Here is a 24,177-nt window from a genome sequence, read left to right as displayed (position 1 = left end):
ACATTGACGAGACAATCACTGCGGCAGAGCTGCGCGGCACAACAGTGTCGTTCCGACTCCTGCGGGTGGCTCTTTAACCACATGTGAAATATCTGTGGATAACGCTGACCCAAGGTCAATTTGCCATATCCCTAGGCAGCACCGCCCATTATTCTACCAGATGTAGTTGTTTGTTATCGATTTGGGAGGTGTAATATGAATTCGGCTGATATGGTTTGGATTCTGGTCGCTACGACACTCGTATTCTTCATGGCCATTCCGGGGTTAACGCTGTTTTACGGCGGAATGGTGCGCGCACGAAATGTCGTCAACATGTTCATGCAATGCTTTGCCACGGCCTGCCTTATGGTGGTCTTGTGGTATGCTGCGGGCTATTCGATCGCTTACGGCGACGGCAATGGCTATTGGGGCGGCTTTGGTAAGCTGTTCCTGAATGGAGTGACGCTGGACACGATGGTCGGCACCTTGCCGGAGATCCTGTTTTTCGCGTTCCAGATGACATTTGCGATCATCACGCCGGTTATCATTCTTGGCGCCTGCGCCGAACGGGTGAAATTCGGTTTCGTTTTGCTGTTCTCAGGTCTCTGGATGCTTCTGGTCTATGCGCCTGTGGCCCATTGGGTGTGGGGTGGCGGATTTTTGTCGGACGGCGGCATTTTCGGCGACCTTGGCGTGCGTGATTACGCGGGAGGACTGGTCGTGCATCAAACCGCCGGATTGGCCGCGCTGGTTCTTACCATGGTCATCGGGCCCCGGCTCAACACCAAAAGCAACCCGCATAGCCCGGGTCTCGTGATGATGGGGGCTGCGATGCTCTGGGTTGGATGGCTTGGCTTCAACGGAGGCTCGGCACTTGCTGCGGATCCGACAGCGGCCATGGCAATGACAGTCACCCTGATCGCCGGTGCCGCATCATCACTTTCATGGCTTGCCTGGGAATATGTGAAATTCGGGAAGTTCACACTGGTTGGGATGGTCACAGGCACCCTGTCCGGTCTTGCCGCAATTACCCCGGCCGCCGGGTTTGTCGATCCGGCCTATGCGTTGCTGATCGGAGCGATTGCCGGGATGATGTGCCAAGAAGCGGTCTATCTGTTGCGTCGGTTCGGTATCGACGACACGCTGGATGTGTTCGCTGTCCATGGTGTTGGTGGTGTCTACGGGTCGATGATGATCGCTCCCTTGGGCATTGCGAATTGGACGGCTCAGATCGGTGGTATCGCCATTGTCGGAGCCTATACGATCTGCGTCACACTGGTTCTGATCTTCTTCTGCAAAGGTGTCGTGGGCATTCGTGTGTCCGAGGAACATGAGAACTCGGGCCTCGACAAGGTGCTGCATGGTCAACGCGGATACGAACTTCTGACCTGACCGACTCACAAAAGGCATGGGCTGCAGAGGCCAGCCCATGCCTCTCTTCGCGGGATTTCGCACAAGGATATTCAGGAAAATCCAGCTCAAAAACTGACGCTGAGACATTTTGAGATTGAAGATGAGACACGTCGCTGATATTTTAGGCGAATTAAAAATTTATTCTTCCGACTGTTTTTTCACTGTTTTTGTTGTGAGGTTTTCAATGTCTTTTGCTGTAATTTATATTGTTTTGTCTATCATTCTTGTTGGCGCCACTTTGGCCATGCAGGCCCCGGCAAACGCGGCTCTGGCGCGCGCCTTGGGCGATCCGGTTGCTGCGGCAGCCTTATCTTTCGGGATTGGTTTCATCATTTTGACTGCCATCGCGGTCCTACGCGGAGCCGAGACTCCAAATTTCAGCGCCCTGAACTCGATCCCGTGGTGGGCGCTTTCCGGCGGCGCATTGGGCGCACTTTGGGTGCTTGCTGCGATCCTCGCAGTGCCGCGTTTGGGCGTTGTGACGATGTTTTCAGCCATGATCCTTGGACAACTCATTGCGGCACTGATGATCGATGCGGTCGGTGGGTTTGGCCTGCAACCCCGCGACCTCAACCCCACGCGCCTGTTGGCCGTAGGTCTGGTTGGGGCTGGGGTCATTCTGTCCAACCAGTAGCCCCACGCTTTTCGTCGACGAAAAGCGGGACATGCGTCGACGCATGTTCCAGCGCTCCAATTGCAAGTCAGTATCAACCGCAAATTCAGAGGGTTGAGCGGTCCGCCATCCCCCTGTAAAGCGCCCCCATCCAAAGGGGAACGCCATGTCCACCGCGCTCAAACTCGCTGTAGGAAGCTTGCTGGTGGGAGTTATTGTGCTTGGGCTCAAGACGCTGGCGTGGTGGATCACCGGGTCTGTGGCGCTCTTGTCCGACGCGTTGGAAAGCACTGTCAACCTGACCACTGCCTTTGCTGCGTTGATCGCCATCCGTGTGGCGCAGCGCCCTGCGGATGCAAATCACCCGTTCGGACATCACAAGGCCGAATTCTTCAGCGCGGTCTTGGAGGGGGTGATGATTATCATCGCAGCCCTCTTTATCCTGCGCGAAGCCTATGCGGGCTTCTTGTCCCCGCGCGCGCTTGATGCTCCAATCGAGGGGCTTTTGATCAATGGTGCAGCCACCGCGTTGAATGCGATTTGGGCCATGGTGCTGGTGCGTCAGGGACGACGGTTGAAATCCCCTGCCCTTGTCGCAGACGGCAAACATCTGTGGACAGATGTGCTGACCTCGGTCGGAGTCGCCGTGGGGGTGTTGGCCGCCTTCGCCACTGGCTGGTGGCTGTTCGACCCGATCATGGCAGCGCTTGTGGCAGTCAACATCCTGTGGTCAGGCTCGCGGGTGGTGAAAGAGTCGCTGAGTGGCCTGATGGACGAGGCGGTGCCCGAAACCACGTTGGCGCGGATCCGCGAGGCGATCTCTGACAAGGCCCATGGTGCGGTCGAGGCGCATGATCTGCGCACACGCCATGCCGGAAAGGTGACTTTTGTCGAGTTTCACCTTGTGGTGCCGGGGGACATGACCGTGTTCGACGCGCACGAGATTTGCGACCGGATCGAAGCAGCCATTGGCAAGGCCGTGCCCGACAGCCGGGTGACGATCCATGTTGAGCCGGAGCACAAACAGAAACACACCGGGATTGTCGTTCTCGACTGAAGCCAGCTGCATCGCCGCCATTGCCTCCAACAATTTATACCTGAGGCGAAACTGCCGCGAATTCGCTAAACTCCTGTCAATTTTTGTCGTTATCCGGAAGGTCTTGCGAGCATACCCGCGCAAGCTATTACTCCGATAATGAGACATAGCCAATGGCCACAATCTATGACCTCATTGAGGTTACCAACATTAGTCCGGACACGACCTATTCTGCGGCGGCGGGCAATTACATCGGCGTTGTTGATGGTATGGTCGGCACCTCGCTGGACGATGGTGAATTCGACGAGGGCGATCTCGTCACCATTGGAGGTGTGAATTACACGATCACGCTGATTCAGGAACCGTTGAGCAGCGGCCGTTTTACTCTGACCGATGGCACCAACCGAAGCTTTAATCCGCAAAGCGAAGCCAACCTTTCGGCTACATTCCTGACTCTCGCGAACGGGACAGAAACCAGGTACTTCATCGTTCCCAATGATAGCTATGGCGACATGGATATCGCCGAAATCCGGACGGGCAGCCTGGAAGATGTCGCGGGGAACGACTCGGCCATACAATCCACAACAGACAATAATGTCTCCGTGGTGTGTTTTGCCAATGGCACTCTGATCGGACGCCCGGATGGTGGGGCCACGCGGATCGAAGACCTGCAAATTGGTGACCTGATTTCCACCCTGGATCGCGGCACGCAAAAGATTGTCTGGACCGGGTTCCGATCTGTTGGATCAGCACAACTTATGGGCCAGCCACACCTAAGGCCCGTGCGCATTGCACAGGACGCTCTTGGTGATGGCACGCCAGAGAGTGACCTTTACGTTTCTCAGCAACATCGCGTGTTTGTCAGGTCGCGCATTGCCGAACGCATGTTTGGAACCAAGGAAGTGCTGGTTCCGGCCAAGGAGTTGGTCGGCCTCGATGGGATCAGTGTAAGTACCTCTTTCATCCCGTTGACCTATCATCACCTCATGCTCGACAAGCATGATATCATCTATGCAAATGGCGCGTTGTGCGAAAGCCTTTACCCAGGTCCCGAAGCGCTGAAGACATTACGACAAATCGCAATGTCGCCTGAAGTGCCGATTGCCGACGATCCAGAGCAGTCCTTTGCTTTCCCTAAAGTCCGCCCCTTTGCGACCGGCTCAAAAGGTCGAAGCCTTGCGCGGCGGCACAATAAGAACAACAGAGACCTTAATACGTCTAAGACCCGAAAATAGAACTTTAAACGCGACTGAGCCGCGAAGTTCTTATCGTGCTTGACTGGTTGGGACGCTTATGTCCCGAAAGATGACATCCGATACAGGGCACCGTTGCCCACGCTCAGGAACCAGAGTGCCCCATCCGGGCCTTGGCGGACATCGCGGACGCGCTGGGTGCTGTCCCCTTGGATCTGTTCGACCTCCTGTAGCGGCGCGCCTTCGAGGCGGGAAATGTAGTCGAACTTTAGTGATCCTGCGAACATGTCGCCTGACCATCCCCGGATCGGACCATCGTTGTAGAAGGTCAGCCCAGACGGCGCCATGGATGGATCCCAGTAGGTCACTGGCTGCTCCATACCGGGCATGGACGTGCCCTCGCCGATGCTGCGGCCCGAGTAATGCGTGCCATAAGAGATCACCGGCCAGCCGAAATTCGCGCCTTTCTGGATGCGGTTCACTTCATCCCCGCCGCGTGCGCCATGTTCGGTGACCCAAAGCTGACCGTTACTGTCCATCGCCGCGCCCTGCGGGTTGCGATGACCGTAGGACCAGATCTCGGGCTGAACGCCTGCCGTGTTCACGAACGGATTGTCCGAAGGCACCGCACCGGTCTTTGTAATGCGTAAGACCGATCCGTTGTGCAGGCTGCGATCCTGTGCTGTGTCATCAGACCCACGATCGCCGACCGTGATGAACAATGTCCCGTCTCGCGCCTCCACGATGCGCGAGCCGAAATGTCGCCCCCCGCTCGACCCGGGCGCGATTTCGAAAATCGTCTCGTGATCAGTAAGTGCCGTGCCATCGGAATTGAGCACTGCCTTGGTCACCGCCGTGCCGCTGCCACGACCTTGCCGTTTGGCATGGGTGAAGAACAGCGTGCGGCTTTGCGCGAAATCACGGGGCACAAGCACGTCAAGCAAGCCGCCCTGCCCGTCCACATCCACTTCGGGCGGCGTGCGCAGCGTCACGACACCCGCACCCGGCGTGACGAGCAAAACGCGACCGTCGCGTTCGGTCACAACGATTTTACCCTCTGGCAAAAAGCCAAACGCCCAAGGCTCGTCGAGCCCGGTCACCACTGCCGAGACCTGCATCTGGCCGGCACTGGTCTGGATCGTTTCCGACGTGACTTGCGCCATGGCCGGGGCAAGTGCTGCGGACGACATCAACAAAGACACTGAAAGTGTAAGGCGGCGCAGGGCGGTCATGGGCAGAACTCCATTCGTCACATCTATCGTCTGAAATAAGTGCATCTGCCCTTGCGGCAACTGCACTTACGAAGTCGTGAGCGGATGCTGGATGGCGGAAAAAGATTCGAAATGTCCCAACCTCAAACCCTAAGTTGTTGAAAACGTGGGCGGCGCACCGAGCACCTTGCAATGCGTGAGGCCTTTTCTTTTCCACAGCATCTGAATATCGTCTTTGCGAGAACACAGCGATGTTCCAACACGGGAGAATAATTATGAAAAAGTTTCTGACAGCCACAGCGGCTGGCGCGTTGATGGCGGGTTCGGCCTTTGCAGCGAGCCATTCCAATGAAATCAAGATGGGTATCATCCTGGGCTTCACTGGCCCGATTGAATCCCTGACACCTGCTATGGCGGCCGGTGCCGAAATGGCGATTACCGAAGTGTCCGAAAGCGGCAAGCTGCTGGGCGGTGCAACCGTGTCCGCCGTGCGTGCGGATTCGACCTGCGTCGACAGCGCCGCCGCAACTGCAGCCGCCGAGCGTTTGATCACGTCCGACGGCATCAGCGCGATGATGGGCCCCGATTGCTCCGGTGTGACCGGCGCGGTTCTGGCCAACGTGTCTGTGCCCAACGGCATGGTCATGATTTCGCCCTCCGCCACCTCGCCCGCGCTGTCGGCAGCCGAGGACAATGGTCTGTTCTTCCGCACCGCACCCTCAGATGCGCGTCAAGGTGCCGTGCTGGCCGGGATCATGATCGAAAAGGGCATCACAAGTGCCGCTGTAACCTACACCAACAACGACTATGGCAAGGGCTTTGCCGACGCGTTTCAGGCCGCCTACGAAGCGGCTGGCGGGTCGGTGACCTTGTCCGCGCCGCATGAAGACGGCAAGGCGGATTACTCGGCTGAAGTCGGTGCTTTGGCGTCTGCCGGTGGCGACGCTCTTGTCGTGCTGGGGTATGTCGATCAGGGTGGCGCAGGCGTCATTCAAGGCGCGCTCGACACGGGTGCATTCGACATGTTCGCCATGGGCGACGGCATGATCGGCGACTCGCTGGTCGAACGGTTTGGTGACGATATCGCCGGCATGATCGGCACAGCGCCGGGTTCAGACAATGCGGGCGCTGCGATTTTCGCAGAAATGGCAACGGCTGCCGGGATCGATGGTACATCGGTCTATGCGGGTGAATCCTACGATGCAGCCGCGCTGATGCTTCTGGCGATGGCCGCCGCAGGATCGAAAGAGCCGGGCGACTACCAGTCCAAAATCTTCGACATCGCAAACGCACCGGGCGAGCAGATCCTGCCGGGTGAGTTGGGCAAGGCGATCGACATCCTCGCGGCGGGCGGCGACGTCGACTACCAAGGCGCCACAGGCGTCGAACTGGTCGAGCCGGGTGAAGCGGCGGGTTCCTATGCGGAATTCACTGTCGAAGGCGGCGCGTTGACGGTTGTCGGCTACCGCTAAGCCGTCTTTGGCAACCAACACCAAGCGGCGCGGGAGTTATCTCGCGCCGTTTCACTATAAAAGGCGGGCCCGACAACACCGCCACAGGGATTGACGATGATCGAGGTGAAAAACCTTCACCGCCATTTCGGCGGTTTCCGAGCCGTTGATGGCGCTACTCTCGAAATCGAGACCGGCTCCATCACTGGCCTTGTCGGCCCAAACGGAGCGGGAAAAACCACGCTTTTCAACGTGGTGGCGGGCGTTCTTCCACCAACCTCCGGGCAGGTTTTCATGGCCGGTGAGGACATCACCGGACTGCCGCCGCACACGCTGTTTCACAAAGGGCTGCTGCGCACGTTCCAGATCGCGCATGAGTTCAGTTCCATGTCCTGCCGCGAGAACCTTATGATGGTGCCGGGCGGACAGACGGGTGAAACGCTCTGGAACACATGGTTCGGGCGCAAGCGGATCGCGGATGAAGAACGCGCGCTGCGGGCCAAGGCAGACGAGGTGCTTGAATTCCTGACCATCGAACATCTGGCCGACCACAAGGCGGGTCAGGTGTCTGGCGGTCAGAAGAAACTGCTGGAGCTGGGCCGCACCATGATGGTGGATGCGCGCATCGTCTTTCTGGACGAGGTCGGTGCAGGTGTGAACCGCACCCTGCTCAATACCATTGGAGACGCGATCATCCGGCTTAACAAGGAACGCGGCTATACGTTCTGCATGATCGAACACGACATGGATTTCATCGGTCGGCTGTGTGATCCGGTGATCGTCATGGCCGAGGGCAAGGTGCTGTCGAAGGGCACAATTGACGAGATCAAAGCGGACGAACGCGTGATCGAAGCCTATCTGGGCACCGGTCTGAAAAACAAGGAAGCGGTCGGATGAGCGGCAACCCGTATCAGGACGACCGCGGAAACAAGGACGCGTCGATCACCAATCCGCACGGGGCTGGCACTTTAACCGCTTCGGGCACGCAGGTGCGCGCCATGCCGGGTGGCGGCGGGCCCTTCCTGATCGGCGAGAACATGACCGGTGGATACGGCAAGACTGGCCCCGACATCCTACACGGCTGCACCATCGCGGTGGAGAAAGGCGAGATCGCGGTGATCGTTGGCCCTAATGGTGCCGGCAAATCGACCGCGATGAAGGCGGTGTTTGGAATGCTGGACCTGCGCGAAGGTCGCGTCCTGCTGGATGGCGAGGACATCACCCAACTCACACCACAGGCGCGGGTGCGCTATGGCATGGGCTTTGTGCCGCAGACATCCAACATCTTCACGTCGATGACGGTGGAAGAGAATCTCGAGATGGGAGCCTTTATCCGCGAGGACGATTTCCGCAGAACGATGGAGCAGGTCTACGAGCTGTTCCCGATCCTGCACGAAAAGCGTCATCAGGCGGCGGGCGAATTGTCCGGCGGTCAGCGCCAGCAGGTTGCCGTGGGACGAGCGTTGATGACCCAACCCAAAGTGCTGATGCTGGACGAGCCAACAGCGGGTGTGTCGCCCATCGTGATGGACGAATTGTTTGACCGCATTATCGAGGTCGCCCGCACCGGGATCTCGATCTTGATGGTGGAACAGAATGCCCGACAAGCACTTGAAATTGCTGATAAAAGTTATGTCTTGGTGCAAGGCGCGAACGGCTATTCGGGGACCGGCAAGGATTTGCTTGCAGATCCCGATGTGCGCCGGTCGTTCCTTGGTGGCTGACGGGGCGCGCTTGGAGATGTGGAATTTGCATATTTTTGAAAAGAAGAAGTCTGGACGTCTGAGCGCCGCGATATGCATCAGCATGATGCTTGCCCTGCCGGTGGCCGCACAATCGACAGACGCCGCTCAGACCTGCAAGTCAGAGAGTTGGGAGATTACCCTGACCTCTATAACCGAAACCGGTCAGGCGGTACTGCGGATGGACGGGGTGGATGTGGTGCTGCTCGCGCAAATCCAGCAGGCTTTCGGAGATCACGCACTGGTCGCGGTGTCGCCCGAAGCAGGGTTTGTGCTGAACGTCGTGCTCCGCGCCAGCGGAGACGAGATGATCAGAGTACAGCCGCTGGGCAAAGAAAGCGCCGAAGAAGCCGCTGACTGCGACGACGCTTTTCGTGAAGCGGTCACCGGGGGCGCATCGCAATGAAGCCGGGTGATATGGCATTCCACGACATACCCCGCAAGGAGACCACCTCATGGACCTGCTGAACGGCTTTGTGGCGCTGGCCAATTTCGTGCTGATCCCGGCGATTGCTTATGGCAGCCAGTTGGCGCTGGGGGCGTTGGGGGTGACGCTGATCTACGGCATCCTGAGGTTCTCGAACTTCGCTCATGGCGACACGATGGCTGTGGGCACTATGGTCACGGTGCTCGCGACTTGGGGATTGCAAGCCATGGGGGTCAGTCTGAGGCCGTTGCCCACAGCCCTGCTTGCGATTCCGGTCGGCATCTTGGGGGCGACGGCACTGGTGCTGTTGACGGACAAGTATGTCTATAAATTCTACCGCGCGCAGAAGGCCAAACCGGTGATCTTGGTCATCGTGTCTATGGGCGTGATGTTTATCTACAACGGTCTGACGCGCATCATTATTGGCCCTGACGATTACCGTTTTGCGGATGGCGAGCGGTTCGTGATTTCTGCCCGAACCTTCCGTGACATGACGGGGCTTGAGGAAGGTCTGGCACTGCGCACAACGCAGGTGATCACTGTTATCACCGCGATTGCCGTGGTGGCGGCGCTGTTCTGGTTTTTGAACAAGACGCGCACGGGCAAGTCGATGCGCGCGTTTTCCGACAACGAGGATCTGGCGCTCCTGTCGGGCATCAACCCCGAGCGCGTGGTGCTGGTGACATGGCTGATCGTGGCGTCATTGGCGACGGTGGCGGGCGTGCTTTACGGCCTCGACAAGTCGTTCAAGGCGTTCACCTATTTCCAGCTATTGTTGCCGATCTTTGCCGCCGCCATCGTCGGAGGGCTTGGCAATCCGCTGGGGGCCATCGCCGGCGGCTTCGTGATCGCCTTTTCCGAGGTGGGGATCACCTATGCTTGGAAAAAGGTGCTGGTGTATATGATGCTCCCTGCCCTTGAGCCCGAAGGCTTGGTGCAGATCCTGAGCACCGAATACAAGTTCGCAGTCAGCTTTGTGATCCTTGTGATCGTGTTGCTGTTCCGACCGACCGGTCTGTTCCGGGGGAAATCGATATGAGAACCGTTCTGCTTTTCGGGGCTGTGGCCTGTCTCATTTTGGGAACCGGATTTTTGCAAAGCTGGAACTCGGCACTGCTGATCCTGAACATGGGGCTGATCAGCGCCGTGATGGCGCTGGGGGTGAACCTGCAATGGGGTCTGGCGGGGCTGTTCAACGTAGGTGTCATGGGATTTGTGGCGCTTGGCGGCTTGGCGGTTGTGCTGATTTCAATGCCGCCAGTGGGTGCGGCATGGCAAGCCGGTGGCGGTGGTATCTTGTTGGGCCTCGTGTTGGGTGCGGCAACCATCGTGGCGGCGGTGCTGGTCTGGGCGCGCACATCGGGCAAACTGCGCGGCTGGGGCACGGCGGGCGTATTGCTGATCGGGATGGTGATCTACCGAATGGTACTCGACCCTTCGGTCGAGGCGGTCGAGGCGGTTGATCCGGCGTTGGCGGGATACTTGGGCGGGTTAGGTCTGCCGGTGTTGCTGGCGTGGCCTGTGGGCGGAGTTCTGGCGGCGGGCGCCGCCTATGTGATCGGCAAGACGGCGCTGGGCTTGCGGTCTGACTACCTCGCCATCGCGACACTGGGGATTGCCGAGATCGTCATCGCAATCCTGAAGAACGAAGATTGGCTGGCGCGGGGTGTGAAGAACGTCATCGGCCTGCCCCGCCCGGTGCCTTACGAAGTGGATCTGCAGAACGATCCCGCCTTTGTGGAGCGCGCCGCCGGTTTCGGGCTGGATGCGACCACAGCATCGACGATCTACGTGAAGATCGAGTACGGCTTGCTGTTTGCCGCCGTCCTGATCGTGCTGCTTGTGCTGTCGCAGCTTGCGTTGAACAGCCCGTGGGGCCGGATGATGCGCGCGATCCGCGACAACGAGACCGCCGCTCGCGCTATGGGCAAGGATGTGACCGCGCGCCATTTGCAGGTGTTCATTCTCGGCTCGGCCATCTGCGGCGTGGCAGGCGCAATGATGACCACGCTGGACGGGCAGTTGACGCCGGGCAGCTACCAACCATTGCGCTATACGTTCCTGATCTGGGTGATGGTGATTGTTGGCGGTTCCGGCAACAACCTTGGTGCGGTCTTGGGTGGGTTCCTGATCTGGTTCCTTTGGGTGCAGGTAGAACCGATGGGGCATCTTCTGATGTCGCTGATCACGGCGGGTATGGCGGATGGGTCCTGGCTTAAGGCACATCTTCTTGACAGCGTGCAGCATATGCGCCTGCTGACCATGGGGATCATCCTGCTTTTGGTGCTGCGACTGAACCCCAGAGGCCTGTTGCCGGAACGTTGAAATCGACCCGCGCCGTATGAGACCTTTCGGCAAGAGACGGCGCGGGCAGAAGTCCTTACTCTGATGTGACAGGCAGAGGGTCGCCGCGTCTGCCGAAAGGACGACAGAAGAGAGCAGAACCATGCGAGATATTCCGATAGCCGAGCTGAACGCATTGGTGGTGGATGACCATCCCCTGTTCTGCGACGCACTCATGCTCACCCTGCGCTCCATCGCCGACTTCTCTGAAATCCAGACGGCCGGGACAATGGATGCGGCCCTCGCCAAAGTTGCTGCTGATGCGGATTTCGATCTGATCCTGTTGGATCTGAACCTGCCCGACGTGAACGGCCTTGATGGGCTGGTCCGGCTGCGGACAGCGGCACCGAAATCGACAATCCTGATCGTGTCGTCGATGGCCGACAACCGGATGATCAGCCACGCACTCAAGGCTGGCGCAAACGGGTTTGTCCCCAAGCATTCGCAGCGCGCGGTGTTCCGAAGGGCCTTTGACGCAGTGCGCGAAGGTCAGTCGTTTGTGCCAGATGGCTATATTGATCCGCAAGGACAGGACAGCAATCGCGACGCCCCGGAAGAGGCGTTGTCGCGGCTGGCGTCACTGACCAATCAGCAGGCGCGCATCCTTAACCTGATCTGCGAAGGCAAGCTGAACAAGCAGATCGCCTTTGATCTGTCCATTGCCGAGACCACCGTCAAAGCCCATGTCACAGCGATCATGCGCAAGCTGGGCGTGCACAGCCGGACCCAAGCTGTGCTGATCGCCCAAGAGGCGCGCTTTAACCGAGTCTTGCCAAGCGACGTCTGATCCTTCTATCATCCCCGATAGCCAACACTTGGGAACCAAAGAGTGGAAGGAAGCCGGGTATTTCCTGAGGCCGAACGTTCTGAGACCACCAAAGAGGTCATTTCAGTCGCGCAAGTGCGCTGTGATGATCCCGACCCCGCAGACCAAATAGCCAAACAACTCGGACCGGGACCTTTCGAGCTTGTTTGTCTGTTTGTGTCTCCGGAGGCGGATTTCGCAGAACTGGTGGCCACCACTGCGCACCTCTTTGGGGGCGCAGATGTTTTGGCATGCACCACGGCGGGGGAAATTGGCCGTGCCGGGTACGAAGACGATCAGATCATTGCCGTAGCGTTTCGCAAAAATCACTTTAAAACAATCACATACTCTATTGAAAAGCTTGACGAAATCGAAGAGCAATCGGTCGCCGATGCATTGATCGAAGCCCGGCTGTCGCTGACGCAGAAGACCCCTGACTGGACGTCGGAATTCGCGTTCCTCATGGTCGACGGGTTGAGCCTTCGGGAAGAGCAGTTGACCGCATTCCTGTCGGCAGGCCTTGGTCCGACGCCGCTGTTCGGGGGCTCCTCCGGCGATGGTACGCGGTTCGGCCAGACATGGCTTGCCCGAAATGGCGAAGTGATGCGCAACGCGGCGATCGTGGTGGTGGTGCGCTGTGACCGCCCCGTACGTGTGTTCAGCCTGGATCACCTGGTTCCGACCGAGCAGCGGATGGTGGTGACCTCGGCCTCGCCCGAGGATCGCGTTGTGCATGAAATCAACGCAGAGCCTGCAGCATTGGAATACGCGCGACTTCTCGGGCTGGATTCGCACCAGTTGGACCAATTCACCTTTGCCGAACACCCGGTGGTGGTGCGGCTGGGCGATGTCCATCACGTGCGTGCAATCCAGCAGGTCAAGGAAAACCACGATCTGGTGTTCTTTTCGGCCATCAACGAAGGCATGGTTCTGACGCTGGCGACCCATGATGACATCGTCGCCCATCTGGACCGTGGGTTGAGCGACTTGGGCAAACACGACAAGCCCGAGTTCATTCTTGGCTGCGATTGTATCTTGCGCCGGATCGAAGCCGGGCGTTTGCAGAAAACCCGGGCGGTGTCAGATGTTCTGAGCGCGCACCATGTCGTTGGGTTTTCGACCTATGGAGAACAGATCGGCGGCTTGCATGTGAACCAGACCCTGACGGGTGTGGCCATCTACCCGCCCCCCAGCGACGAGGCGACCCGTGTCCCTGATTGATCCCACAGACAGTCTGGAACGACAGAACGAAAAATTGCTCAAGATCGCTGACAGCCTGATGCGGCGCGTCGAATACGGTGTGTCGCATTCCGGCGCGGCTTATGCACAGTTCGAACGTGCGGCCCTGCTCGAAAAGCGTGTGCGCGAGCGGACGCTCGAGCTGGAACGCACGCTGGACCTGCTGCACGACGCCAATGGCCAGCTTGCTCGCGCCAATCAGGAAACCGAAGCGGCGCGGCGCAACCTTGCCGACGCGATCGAGACCATTTCCGAAGGCTTCGCACTTTTCGATCCACATGACGACCTTGTCATGTGCAACTCGCGCTTTTGCCGGGATTTCCGCGATACGGCAGATGATCTCAAGCCCGGTCTTGCTTTTGACAGCTATGTCGACCGGGTCAGCCGGTCTGCATATCTGCATCTGCCAGATCATCAGGACCGCAACACTTGGGCCAAGATGCGCCGTCAGCGCCACAAGGACCGGCGGGTGATGTTCAACGTGCAACTGACGCATGATCGTTGGCTGCAAGTCTCGGAACACCGCACCGCGAATGGCGGCACCGTGGTGCTTCAGACAGACATCACCGACATCATGCGGGTAGAACGTCAGGAACAGGCCAAGCTGCGGGACAAGCAGACGCGGATGATCCGTGCGACGCTGGATCACCTGAACCAGGGCGTGTGCATCTTTGACGAAAACGCGCGGCTTGTGGGATGGAACCAAAAGCTGGGCAGCCTGCTATCGATCCCCGCGCGGCGATTGCGGATCGGTGCGTCATTTACCGGGCTGTTGGATGATCTGGATGACACATTCCAGTTCACGCGCGGCATCGACCGGTCGTCGTTCCGGCGTTGGGCCACGTCAGATGGGCTGCGACAGCCTGTGTCCTTTGAGGTGCAGCGCGGAGACAGCATCGTTCTGCACATCTTTGGGCGCGCCATGCCGGATCGGGGGTTCGTGATCTCGTGCACCGATGTGACGGCCGAACGCGAGGCCGCGCAAAAACTCTACGAGTTGAACGAGATCCTCGAACAGCGCGTGATGGAGCGCACACTTGAGTTGGAAGACGCGCTGAGTGCTGCAGAGCGGGCCAATGCTTCGAAGTCGCGCTTTGTGGCGGCAGCCAGCCATGACCTGTTGCAACCCCTGTCGGCGGCAAAACTGTTCATGGCGTCCTTGTCCGACAAGATCGAAACCCCAAACGAACAGGCCGTGCTTGCCAAGGCCGAGACCGCGTTAGGCGCGGCCGAACAGATCATCGACGCATTGCTCAACATCTCGAAACTGGAAACTGACGGGTTGAGTTTCGACATTCGTCCGGTCGCTCTACGCGAGATTTTCGATCCCCTTCGCGACGAGATGGAAATGCTGGCGGCCCAGAAAGGTTTGGTGCTGCGCATCGTCGACAGCTCGCACGTGGTCGAATCCGATCCGTCCTACCTGCGCCGGATTGTTCAGAACCTGCTAACCAACGCCATACGCTATACCGAAACGGGTCGCGTGATCGTCGGCGCCCGGCGCAACGGCGACTCTGTCCGGATCGAGGTCTGGGACACCGGGCCGGGGATTGCCGAAGAAAACCAAAACACAATTTTCGAAGAGTTCCGCAGGCTTGATACCAAGGCCAGCAACAATGACGGGCTGGGCCTTGGGCTGGCCATCGTGGAGCGTGCCTGTGCAAGGCTGGGTCATCCGCTGGGGCTGTGGTCAGAACCCGGGCGCGGGTCGTGTTTCATGCTGAACGTGCCGCTGGCCCGACAGGCACAGTTGCACATGCCAGTGAAGTCACGCAATTCATCGGCGATGAGCCTGCTGAAATCCGGGTTGATCATTCTGCTGGTCGAAAACGACCCGCAACTGCGACGCGCCATGTCGATCCTGATCGAAAGCTGGGGCGTGAGCGTGATCGAAAGTGAAGACGCGGAAAGCGCGCTGGACCTGATGGAGGATCTGCAGATTACCCCGGATGGGTTACTTCTGGATTACCAGTTGGGCGACGGCGCATCCGGCACCGAGCTTTTCGAAGAACTGACACGCCGACTGGGTCGCCTGCCCTGTGCTATCGTATCTGCGGAGCGCTCTGCGACATTGCGGCAAGAGACGAAACGACTCGAGATCGACCTTCTGCTCAAGCCGCTGGACAGAACCAAGCTGATCGACTTTCTGCACAGTACCGCCCGCGAAATCGCAAGCTGACCGTCACTCTGCCACTTTCTTTCCGGACTTGGCGTCGGGCGAGACAAGGTAATCCTTGACCCGTTCGGCAATTGCATCCGGCCACCGTCGGGTGCGCAAGGCCACGGCTTCGGACAAGACCAAAGTGCCAGTGATGGTGACACGTGTTTCCGCACCAGTGGTGGCGCTCAGTTCCAGCCACATGCTGCTCCGACGCAGTTCCCGCACCGACAGGCGCCATGTCAGTCGATCCCCCAGACGGCTGGGCGCGGGGAATTCGGCGCTGATGTTGACAAACGGCAAGGACAGACCATCGCTACCCTGAATTTGGCTCATTGGCCAATCCAGCGCTTCATCGAGCCAATTTTCGATAACGGTATGAACCATGTCGAAGTATCTGGGCAGAAAAACGATGCCTGAAGGCTCGCAATCGCGAAGCATGACATCGTGAACATACTGATAAGCCGGCATTCCGGGGGCGTCCTGTGTTCGTCTTTTTGGGTCCGTTTCGGGCAAACTGCGCATACGGTATCCCACTGTATTCCAGAACAACGATGAACTTTTCAACTTTTTTTGTCACTGCCGCTCAATTTGATGGCGCGACTAAGGTCGTAGACCGGCCTGCTCTGGCCCGTTTCAACGACCGATGACGATATCCGCCCTCAAGCCGCCCATCGTCTCGCTTTCACCTAAACGCAGCACACCACCATGCGCACGCGCAATGTCAGCGGCGATTGCCAGACCCAGCCCGACACCTGATCCCTTGTCCTGATTGCGGGCCGGGTCCAGCCGTACGAAAGGGCGCAGTGCCACATCGCGCTGGTCGGTGGCGATACCGGGGCCATCATCTTCGATCCGGATGCGCAAAGACTTGTCGGTCAAGGCCACGGACACTTCGCAACGCGATCCATAACGCTCGGCATTATTTATGAGGTTTTCCACCGCACGCCGGATCGCCATCTGACGCAGCATCACCTGCCCGGTTCCCGTCGCTTCGACCAGTTTCACCGGCACGCCGCTGCGCCCGCAATCCTCAACGACTTGCTGAACAAAATCAGGAATGTCAGTGGGTTCGGGCTGGGCGCTGTCTGCATTGCCGCGCGCGAAATCCAGAAACGCGTCAATCAAGCGCTGCATGTCGTCGATATCGCGCTCAAGCGGCTCGCGATCTTCGTCATCGAGCATCGACACCGCCAGTCGCAAGCGGGTGAGCGGCGTGCGCAGATCGTGACTGATCCCCGACAGCATCATGGTGCGCTGTTCGATCTGCCGTTCAATGCGAGCGCGCATGTCTAAAAATGCATGCCCCGCCGCCCGAACCTCGACCGCACCGGACGGTGAATACGGTACATGCCGCCCGCGCCCGAACGCCTCGGCGGCGCCGGCAAGCCGGGTGATCGGCCGCAACTGATTGCGCAGGTAGAGGTAAGCGATGACCGTCAGCACCGCGCCAAAGACGACCATGTTCACCAAAAGCTGGTGCGGATTGGACGCAGACGCCCGTTCTCGGTCGAATTCGATCAGAACCAGAGGATCGTCGCCGCGCTGCACCCAGACCAGAACCGTCCAATCATCGACCAAATGCGCCCGTTCGAACCCGATCACATAGGAGCGCAGCGTGCGGATCACCACGATCCCCGAAAAGTCATACCACCGCCGCAGATCCTGCGAAGGCAAGGCGTCCGGTTCCGTCGGCAGAAAATCGAGACGCAGCGCTCTGGCGATCCCCGGATCATCCACCCATTGTGGATCAAGCGAGGTGTTTATCTGCCGGGCGACCTCGCGGGTCATCTGTTCGGTGACGCCTTCGAAATGCCGTTGGACAAACACCACAGAGACCACCAGCTGCAACGCCACGACGGGCAGCAGCAGGATCAGAGCGGCGCGCCCGTAAAGGCCTCGGGGCATGTAGCGTTTGAGCCAATCGAATGTCATGCTGCGACGCTACTCCAGCTATGGGCAAAACGGAATGTCCGGGCGCGACAGGGATTGCATTTCCCGGTGCGCCCTGATGCTGTCAGGTCATGATGCAGGATCCCCAACCCGACTTTCAGCCCGAACCGGGCATTGCCGAGTGGCTTGCCCCCGGTCTACGCCGCGTGCTGGCGCCGAACCCGTCGCCCATGACCTTTCGAGGCACCAACACATATTTGGTCGGTGACGGCGATCTTGCGATCATCGATCCTGGTCCATCCGACGAAAACCACTTGAACGCCCTTGTGCAATCCATTGGGAAAGAACGCGTTTCCGCCATTCTTGTCACTCATGCTCATGTTGATCACTCGCCGGTGGCCCGCGCTCTTGCGGACAGAGTAAACGCGCCGATCTACGCGTTCTCGGACGCCACAGGTGGACGCAGCGCTGTGATGCAGCAACTCGCTGCAACCGGCCTGATGGGCGGTGGTGAAGGTGTGGATCACGATTTTAGCCCGGACATCCAACTTACGGATGGTGAAACCGTGTCGGGCGACGGATGGACCCTGCGCGCCTTGCACACGCCCGGCCATTTCGGCAACCACCTCAGCTTTGCATGGAATGACGTACTGTTCTGCGGCGATCTGGTGATGGGATGGGCCAGTTCTTTGGTGTCTCCCCCAGATGGGGATCTGACTGACTTCATGGCATCCTGTCGGCGGTTGCGGTCGCAAGACTGGTCCGTGTTTCATTCCGGGCATGGTGCGCCGATCCTTGATCCTGCGGAGCGGCTGGACTGGTTGATCAGCCACCGACTGTCGCGCGAAACGGCCGTGCTTGAGGCGCTACAGGACGGCCCCGCCACGAGCGCCACCCTCGCCAAGCGCATCTACACCGACACTCCGGCGGCACTGCTTCCTGCGGCCACACGAAACGTCCTTGCGCATCTCATTGATCTGCATGGGAAAAACATCGTGTCCCCGATAGGATCACTCCACGCCGAGGCGCTTTTTTCCCTGACGTGACGGCGATTTCATTTTTTTCATAAAACCCTCTGGACGTGGTCCGACACTGTTGCTACACCCCGCCTCGTGTTCCGGCGTAGCTCAGCGGTAGAGCAGTTGACTGTTAATCAATTGGTCGTAGGTTCGATCCCTACCGCCGGAGCCAAAACTTCCAAGAAAGCAATGATTTAGCTTATCCTGCACCCTGCAGGCTTGGACGATTTTGGCATATTGGTTCGCGCTTATCGTCTGGCGGAGCCGTCAGAGCTTCCCGACCCGCGCATGAAACCTGTCCAGCTCACTTTGCGTGGGCGCGTGGCCGGTGAAGGTTTTGACGTAGTTGGGAATTCGCGTAAGGCGCAGGTCGAGATCTTCCTGCACCTGCATCGAGATATAGCCGATCTGCACCAGATACATGGTGCGCGCACGGACATCGGATTCGTTCACCGGATAGCCGAACCGTTCGAACATTGCGCGCAAAGCAGACAGGCGCAGCTCGTCCGTGGCGTTGACTGTTGCCGCGACTGCATCGGACTGGTGTGCCCAGCCCCGAATGGCGAGGTCGAGTTTGTTTTCAAACCCACCCCCCGGCAAAAACACGGCGATCATGTTCAACGCCGCTTCGGCGATGGTTTCGGCAAACGCCTCTGACGCTTGAACCAGACGTCTGGTGTTGGTTTCGTCCCAGTCCTCAAGCAGCGCCTGCAGCACCGCGTCTCGATCCTCGAAAAACCAGTAGAAGCTGGTGCGCGACAGGCCAAGGCGACTGGCCAATGGCTGAATCTTCACCGCGTCGATCCCCGAATCGAGAAACGCCTCGCGGGCCGCGGCCAGCCAGACCTCGCGGGATCCGCGCCATCCTTTTGCTTTAGGGTCGATCTCCAATGCGTCCGCCATGTCGCAAATCTATGCGTAGATGTCGGCGGCGACAAGCAAAATGGTCAGCTATGAACACAAACTTGACAGGTATGAACATTTAGAGCAACGCTGGCTCAAAACGCGCGGAGTGACCATGTCCAACGACCCCCTTCTGCAGCCCTATCAGCTCAAGCATCTGACGCTGCGCAACCGCATCATGACCACCAGCCACGAACCGGCCTATCCCGAAGACGGCATGCCTAAGGCGCGTTATGCCGCCTATCACGCGGAACGTGCCAAGGCCGGTGTCGCGCTGGCGATGACAGCAGGATCGGCGGCTGTGTCCAAGGACAGCCCGCCCGTCTTCAACAACATCCTCGCCTACAAGGACGAGGTTGTGCCCCATATCCGGCAACTGACTGATGCCTGCCACGATCACGGCTGTGCGGTGATGATCCAGCTCACGCATCTGGGGCGGCGCACAACATGGAACAAGGGCAACTGGCTGCCGTCAGTTTCTTCCTCCAAGCACCGCGAACCAGCGCATCGGGCGTTTCCCAAGCTGGCCGAGGATTGGGACATCGAACGCATCATCACCGATTTCGCGGATGCCACTGAGCGGATGAAGGAAGGGGGCATGGACGGGATCGAATTGCAGGTCTACGGCCACCTGCTTGATCAGTTCTGGTCACCGCTGACCAATGATCTGGACGGGCCATATGGCGGTCAGACGCTCGACAGTCGGATGAAGCTGTTGCTCGACGTGCTGACAGGTGTCCGCAAGCGTGTGGGTGATGAATTCATCATCGGCATTCGTTACACCGCCGACGAGGCCGAGGCGGGCGGGATTTCGCCCGAAGACGGGATCGAAATCTCGAAACGGCTGGCCGCGACCGGTATGGTGGATTTCCTGAACGTGATCCGGGGCCGCATCCACACCGATCCGGCAATGACAGACGTGATCCCGGTGCAGGGTATGAAAAGCGCGCCGCATCTGGATTTCGCGGGCGCCGTCCGCGCAGCGACGGGCATGCCAACCTTTCACGCCTCGCGCATCCCCGACGTGGCCACCGCGCGCCATGCGGTGCAGGCGGGTCTGTTGGACATGGTGGGTATGACTCGCGCGCACATGGCCGATCCGCATATTGTGAAAAAGATCATCGAAGGCCGCGAGGATGACATCCGCCCCTGCGTCGGCGCGACCTACTGTCTGGATCGCATCTATGCCGCGGGTGAGGCGCTGTGCATCCACAACGCAGCGACGGGCCGCGAGCTGACCATGCCGCACGAGATCACGCTGTCCGAGACCCGCAAGAAAGTGGTGATCGTCGGCGCCGGTCCCGCTGGACTGGAAGCGGCGCGTGTCGCGGCAGAGCGGGGGCACGACGTGACCGTGTTCGAGGCCCAGCCCGATCCCGGGGGTCAGGTGCGCCTGACCGCGCAGAACCCGCGCCGCCGCGAGATGATCAGCATCATCGACTGGCGCATGGCACAATGCGCGGCGCGCGATGTGGACTTCCGTTTCAACACTTGGGCCGAGGTCGAGGATGTGACCGCACTGAACCCCGATGTTGTGATCGTCGCCACTGGCGGTTTGCCCAATACCGAACTCTTCGAGAGCGGTCGCGAGAATGACCTCGTCACCTCATCCTGGGACATCATCGCGGGGGATGTGAAACCGGGACAATCGGTGCTGGTCTATGATGAAAGTGGCGACCACCCTGCCCTCATGGCGGCCGAAGTCGCGGCCAATTCAGGCAGCACAGTCGAGATCATGACACCTGACCGCACGTTTGCGCCCGATGTGATGGCGATGAACCTCGTGCCGTATATGCGCGCGCTTCAGGACAAGGATGTCACCTTCACCGTCACCCGGCGTCTCAAGGACGTGCAGCGCGATGGCAATCGCCTGAAGGCCGTGATCGGGACGGATTACAGCAATCACACCAGCGAAAAGACCTATGACCAGATCGTGGTCAACTACGGCACGATGCCGCTCGATGATCTGTATTTTGCGCTTAAGCCGCTGTCATCGAACGGCGGCGCGGTCGACTACGACGCCTTGATCGCAGGCGCGCCGCAGGACATGGCGCGTAACGAGGCTGGCACGTTCCAACTGTTCCGCATCGGTGACGCGGTCAGCGCGCGCAACACACACGCCGCGATCTATGACGCGCTGCGCTTGGTCAAGGACATCTGAGGCATGCACATGCCACATATTCAGGCAATTTTCTGCTGGTCACGCGCAGTGTTTGCGCCCTGTTGCCACCCGAAACCGACGCCGTGGAAACTGCTTTGAAACGTGGGTCGCAAACCGATTTCGCTGCGTCGCAATCCACGACGTCGCGCCGCGATTTGCATGCGATTGCGCGATCAGAGGCCACGGCCTTGGATCATTTTCCTTCCACCCCATCGCCTTTGGGCGAAAGACCATATTCATAGGTGTCCCATGCTGCGTGAAGCCGATGTCCTGTCCACGTTGATGCGTCGCAAACCGGCGCATTCCCTTGCACAAGATCTGTATTGCGACCCCGGTGTGTTTCAGGCCGATATGGAGCGGATCTGGTACAAGGAATGGCTGTTCGTGCTGCCGTCCTGTGAGATCCCAAAAGCGGGCAATTATATCGTCCACGACATCGGCGCCTATTCGGTCGTAATCGTGCGCGGCCACGACAACGAGATCCGCGCCTTCCACAATTCCTGCCGCCATCGCGGGTCGGTTCTGTGCAAGTCGAAGAAGGGATCGAATCCCAAGCTGGTCTGCCCCTATCACCAGTGGACTTACGAACTGGACGGCAAGCTGCTTTGGGCGCGCGATATGGGCCCGGACTTTGACCCTTCGAAACATGGTCTGACGCAGGTGCATTGCCGCAACCTGTCGGGAATGGTCTATATCTGTTTGGCCGACGAAGCGCCTGACATCACGGAATTTGCCCAACAGACCGCGCGCTATCTGGCCCCGCATGATCTGGAGAATTCCAAGGTCGCGTTTGAAAGCACCATTGTCGAGCATGGCAATTGGAAGCTGGTGTGGGAAAACAATCGCGAGTGCTATCATTGTTCGGGCAATCACCCGTCGCTCTGCCGCACCTTTCCCGAAGACCCGCGCTATATCGGGTCGGACAATTCGGGCGTTCTGTCCGAGGTGGCATCAAACCACGTGACCCGCTGCGAGGCGGTTGGTGCACCATCCGCTTTCCTTGAATCCGCGCTGGGCGATTGGCGGTACGTGCGCACGCCGCTGTTGGATAAGGCGGAAAGCTATACGATGGATGGCAAGATTGCGGTGACCAAGCCGAACTCCTCGATCCCGTTCAAGGACGCTGGATCGCTGCTCAAGTACAAATACCCCGGCTGTTGGAACCACTTTCTGTCGGACCACATCCTGCTGTTCCGCGTGACCCCGATCAGCGCGATGGAAACCGAAGTATGCACCAAGTGGATCGTGCACAAGGATGCCGTCGAGGGGCAGGATTACGATCTCAAACGCCTGACAGAAGTGTGGCTGGCCACCAATGACGAAGACCGCGAGGTGGTCGAGAACAACCAGCGCGGCATCCAATCGCCAGCCTACACCCCCGGTCCCTATTCGCCGACGCATGAAGGCGGCAATATTCAGTTTACCAACTGGTACGCAGCAACGATGATCCGCGGGATCACCGGTGGCGTCACCCCGATTGCGGCGGAGTGAACCGATGGCCTTGGACGTCGATCTGACCGTCACTTCCGATGCGGGCATCTGGACCGATGGCGAACCGCTGGTGTGCTGCGCAGTGGTCCCCGAAGCGCCGAACACGGCGACCTTCAGCTTTGTCTCGCCCTCGGGAAAGCAGTTTCGCTATGAGCCGGGACAGTTCCTGACACTGGAATTGCCCGTTCCAGGCGGGACGTTGTGGAAGACTTACACAATCTCCTCCTCGCCCTCGCGGCCGCTGACCATCGCCGTGACGGTCAAAGCCCAGCCGGGCAGCGTCGGCACGCGCTGGATGCTGGACCACCTCAAGCCGGGGATGCAGATCAAAGCGACGGGACCAGCGGGTATCTTCACCTTGCCCCGCGCGACCAAGAAAAAGTATCTCTTTATATCCGCCGGGTCGGGCATCACACCGTCGTTGTCGATGACCACGTACCTCTACGACCGGGGCACCGATATCGACATCGTGTTCGTCAACTGTGCGCAGCGCCCGCAAGACATCATCTGCCGCCAGCGGCTGGAACAGATGGCAAGCCGGGTGCCGTCGATCAAACTGTTCTTCATTGTCGAAGAGGATGACCCCTACCGCGTTTGGACAGGGCTTCGCGGGCGGTTGAACCAGTTGATGATCGGTCTCATCGCAGGCGACTATCTGGAACGCGAGATTTACTGTTGTGGGCCGGAACTCTTCATGGACGCGGTGCGCGACATGCTCATTGGTCTGGGCTACGACATGGAGCGCTATAACCAGGAAAGCTTTGTCGCACCCGTCAAGAAGGAAGAGCAGCTTCCAGAACATGACGACGTCATCCCCGATGACAGCGCCACCGCCAGTGTCGCCTTTGCCCGGTCGGATGTCACGACAGAGTGTCTTGAGACAGATACGGTTCTGGCCGTCGCCCGCAGCGCCGGGATCGTCATACCGTCTGGCTGCACCTTTGGCGTCTGCGGCACCTGCAAGATCCGCAAAACCGCCGGCGAGGTGCACATGGTCCACAATGGAGGCATCTCGGAAGAGGACATCGACAACGGCTATATTCTGGCCTGCTGTTCGAAGCCCATCGGCGCGGTCGAGATCGACGTCTGATGCTGCGTGC

At 59.1% G+C, this 24,177-nt stretch carries 21 protein-coding genes and 1 tRNA gene; 18 read left to right on the top strand and 4 right to left on the bottom strand.

The window, feature by feature from the left end:
* Nucleotides 1-195 precede the first annotated feature (195 nt).
* The 4 genes from ACK3EW_RS08750 to ACK3EW_RS08735 all read left to right on the top strand — a co-directional run bounded on the left by ACK3EW_RS08750 (nucleotide 196) and on the right by ACK3EW_RS08735 (nucleotide 4,276).
* Entirely contained in the window at nucleotides 196-1,371 is a 1,176-nt protein-coding gene (locus tag ACK3EW_RS08750; protein WP_493809255.1) for an ammonium transporter, read from the top strand.
* Between the two features lie 205 nt (nucleotides 1,372-1,576).
* Nucleotides 1,577-2,026 (top strand): DMT family transporter, encoded by a 450-nt coding sequence (locus ACK3EW_RS08745; RefSeq protein WP_493809254.1) that lies wholly within the window; start codon nucleotides 1,577-1,579, stop codon nucleotides 2,024-2,026.
* A gap of 145 nt (nucleotides 2,027-2,171) precedes the next feature.
* Nucleotides 2,172-3,062 carry a cation diffusion facilitator family transporter gene (locus ACK3EW_RS08740; protein ID WP_085630830.1) on the top strand — a complete coding sequence of 297 codons (891 nt, stop codon included), beginning with the start codon at nucleotides 2,172-2,174 and terminating at the stop codon, nucleotides 3,060-3,062.
* Nucleotides 3,063-3,214: 152 nt separating this feature from the next.
* Nucleotides 3,215-4,276: a Hint domain-containing protein gene (locus ACK3EW_RS08735; RefSeq protein WP_493809253.1), complete on the top strand. Its 1,062-nt coding sequence runs from the start codon at nucleotides 3,215-3,217 to the stop codon at nucleotides 4,274-4,276.
* Nucleotides 4,277-4,332: 56 nt separating this feature from the next.
* Here ACK3EW_RS08735 and ACK3EW_RS08730 read toward each other — a convergent pair whose 3' ends face one another.
* Nucleotides 4,333-5,466 carry a PQQ-dependent sugar dehydrogenase gene (locus ACK3EW_RS08730; protein WP_493809252.1) on the bottom strand — a complete coding sequence of 378 codons (1,134 nt, stop codon included), beginning with the start codon at nucleotides 5,464-5,466 and terminating at the stop codon, nucleotides 4,333-4,335.
* Between the two features lie 254 nt (nucleotides 5,467-5,720).
* Here ACK3EW_RS08730 and ACK3EW_RS08725 point away from each other — a divergent pair, with 254 nt between their 5' ends.
* The 9 genes from ACK3EW_RS08725 (at nucleotide 5,721) to ACK3EW_RS08685 (ending at nucleotide 15,631) form a co-directional block, all read left to right on the top strand.
* A complete protein-coding gene (locus ACK3EW_RS08725; protein WP_493809251.1) occupies nucleotides 5,721-6,917 on the top strand; it encodes an ABC transporter substrate-binding protein in 1,197 nt (398 codons plus the stop codon).
* Nucleotides 6,918-7,013: 96 nt separating this feature from the next.
* The gene (locus ACK3EW_RS08720) at nucleotides 7,014-7,793 is read left to right on the top strand and encodes an ABC transporter ATP-binding protein (protein WP_439120989.1); all 780 of its coding nucleotides are present in this window, start codon (nucleotides 7,014-7,016) and stop codon (nucleotides 7,791-7,793) included.
* Nucleotides 7,790-8,620 carry an ABC transporter ATP-binding protein gene (locus ACK3EW_RS08715; RefSeq protein WP_493809250.1) on the top strand — a complete coding sequence of 277 codons (831 nt, stop codon included), beginning with the start codon at nucleotides 7,790-7,792 and terminating at the stop codon, nucleotides 8,618-8,620. Before ACK3EW_RS08720 ends, ACK3EW_RS08715 begins: the two co-directional genes overlap by 4 nt.
* Nucleotides 8,621-8,645: 25 nt before the next feature.
* Nucleotides 8,646-9,044, top strand: a complete 399-nt coding sequence (locus tag ACK3EW_RS08710) for a hypothetical protein (protein WP_493809249.1) — start codon at nucleotides 8,646-8,648, stop codon at nucleotides 9,042-9,044.
* 49 nt (nucleotides 9,045-9,093) lie between these two features.
* Nucleotides 9,094-10,104: a branched-chain amino acid ABC transporter permease gene (locus tag ACK3EW_RS08705; RefSeq protein WP_493809248.1), complete on the top strand. Its 1,011-nt coding sequence runs from the start codon at nucleotides 9,094-9,096 to the stop codon at nucleotides 10,102-10,104.
* Entirely contained in the window at nucleotides 10,101-11,390 is a 1,290-nt protein-coding gene (locus tag ACK3EW_RS08700) for a branched-chain amino acid ABC transporter permease (RefSeq protein ID WP_085630842.1), read from the top strand. The genes ACK3EW_RS08705 and ACK3EW_RS08700 overlap by 4 nt, the downstream gene beginning before the upstream one ends.
* 121 nt (nucleotides 11,391-11,511) lie before the next feature.
* Entirely contained in the window at nucleotides 11,512-12,195 is a 684-nt protein-coding gene (locus tag ACK3EW_RS08695; RefSeq protein ID WP_439120994.1) for a response regulator, read from the top strand.
* 42 nt (nucleotides 12,196-12,237) lie between these two features.
* Nucleotides 12,238-13,434, top strand: a complete 1,197-nt coding sequence (locus ACK3EW_RS08690; RefSeq protein ID WP_493809247.1) for an FIST N-terminal domain-containing protein — start codon at nucleotides 12,238-12,240, stop codon at nucleotides 13,432-13,434.
* Nucleotides 13,421-15,631: a PAS domain-containing hybrid sensor histidine kinase/response regulator gene (locus ACK3EW_RS08685; RefSeq protein WP_493809246.1), complete on the top strand. Its 2,211-nt coding sequence runs from the start codon at nucleotides 13,421-13,423 to the stop codon at nucleotides 15,629-15,631. Before ACK3EW_RS08690 ends, ACK3EW_RS08685 begins: the two co-directional genes overlap by 14 nt.
* 3 nt (nucleotides 15,632-15,634) lie before the next feature.
* Here the strand turns inward: ACK3EW_RS08685 and ACK3EW_RS08680 are convergent, their stop codons facing one another.
* Together ACK3EW_RS08680 and ACK3EW_RS08675 are read right to left on the bottom strand one after the other, a co-directional pair.
* Nucleotides 15,635-15,997 carry an acyl-CoA thioesterase gene (locus ACK3EW_RS08680; RefSeq protein WP_493809245.1) on the bottom strand — a complete coding sequence of 121 codons (363 nt, stop codon included), beginning with the start codon at nucleotides 15,995-15,997 and terminating at the stop codon, nucleotides 15,635-15,637.
* Nucleotides 15,998-16,246: 249 nt separating this feature from the next.
* Nucleotides 16,247-17,545, bottom strand: coding sequence for an ATP-binding protein (locus ACK3EW_RS08675; RefSeq protein ID WP_493809244.1), 1,299 nt, complete (start codon nucleotides 17,543-17,545; stop codon nucleotides 16,247-16,249).
* A 92-nt stretch (nucleotides 17,546-17,637) separates the two neighbouring features.
* Here ACK3EW_RS08675 and ACK3EW_RS08670 point away from each other — a divergent pair, with 92 nt between their 5' ends.
* On the top strand, nucleotides 17,638-18,549 hold the full coding sequence (locus tag ACK3EW_RS08670) for an MBL fold metallo-hydrolase (protein ID WP_493809711.1): 912 nt from the start codon (nucleotides 17,638-17,640) through the stop codon (nucleotides 18,547-18,549).
* A 70-nt stretch (nucleotides 18,550-18,619) separates the two neighbouring features.
* Nucleotides 18,620-18,694 (top strand) — tRNA-Asn (locus tag ACK3EW_RS08665).
* Between the two features lie 95 nt (nucleotides 18,695-18,789).
* Here the strand turns inward: ACK3EW_RS08665 and ACK3EW_RS08660 are convergent.
* Nucleotides 18,790-19,425, bottom strand: a complete 636-nt coding sequence (locus ACK3EW_RS08660; protein ID WP_493809243.1) for a TetR/AcrR family transcriptional regulator — start codon at nucleotides 19,423-19,425, stop codon at nucleotides 18,790-18,792.
* Between the two features lie 115 nt (nucleotides 19,426-19,540).
* On the opposite strand from ACK3EW_RS08660, the gene ACK3EW_RS08655 reads away from it, so the two are divergent.
* From ACK3EW_RS08655 to ACK3EW_RS08645, 3 genes are all read left to right on the top strand, one after another.
* Complete coding sequence (locus ACK3EW_RS08655; protein WP_493809242.1) at nucleotides 19,541-21,586, top strand: FAD-dependent oxidoreductase; 2,046 nt, start codon at nucleotides 19,541-19,543, stop codon at nucleotides 21,584-21,586.
* A 249-nt stretch (nucleotides 21,587-21,835) separates the two neighbouring features.
* Nucleotides 21,836-23,077: an aromatic ring-hydroxylating oxygenase subunit alpha gene (locus ACK3EW_RS08650; RefSeq protein WP_493809241.1), complete on the top strand. Its 1,242-nt coding sequence runs from the start codon at nucleotides 21,836-21,838 to the stop codon at nucleotides 23,075-23,077.
* Nucleotides 23,078-23,081: 4 nt separating this feature from the next.
* Nucleotides 23,082-24,167 carry an FAD-binding oxidoreductase gene (locus tag ACK3EW_RS08645; RefSeq protein ID WP_493809240.1) on the top strand — a complete coding sequence of 362 codons (1,086 nt, stop codon included), beginning with the start codon at nucleotides 23,082-23,084 and terminating at the stop codon, nucleotides 24,165-24,167.
* Nucleotides 24,168-24,177: the final 10 nt, after the last annotated feature.

It is taken from the genome of Marivita sp. NO-S04 (genome assembly GCF_059070475.1).
Note: the sequence above shows the minus strand (reverse complement) of the source record. Positions and strands in the feature narration are given on the sequence as shown.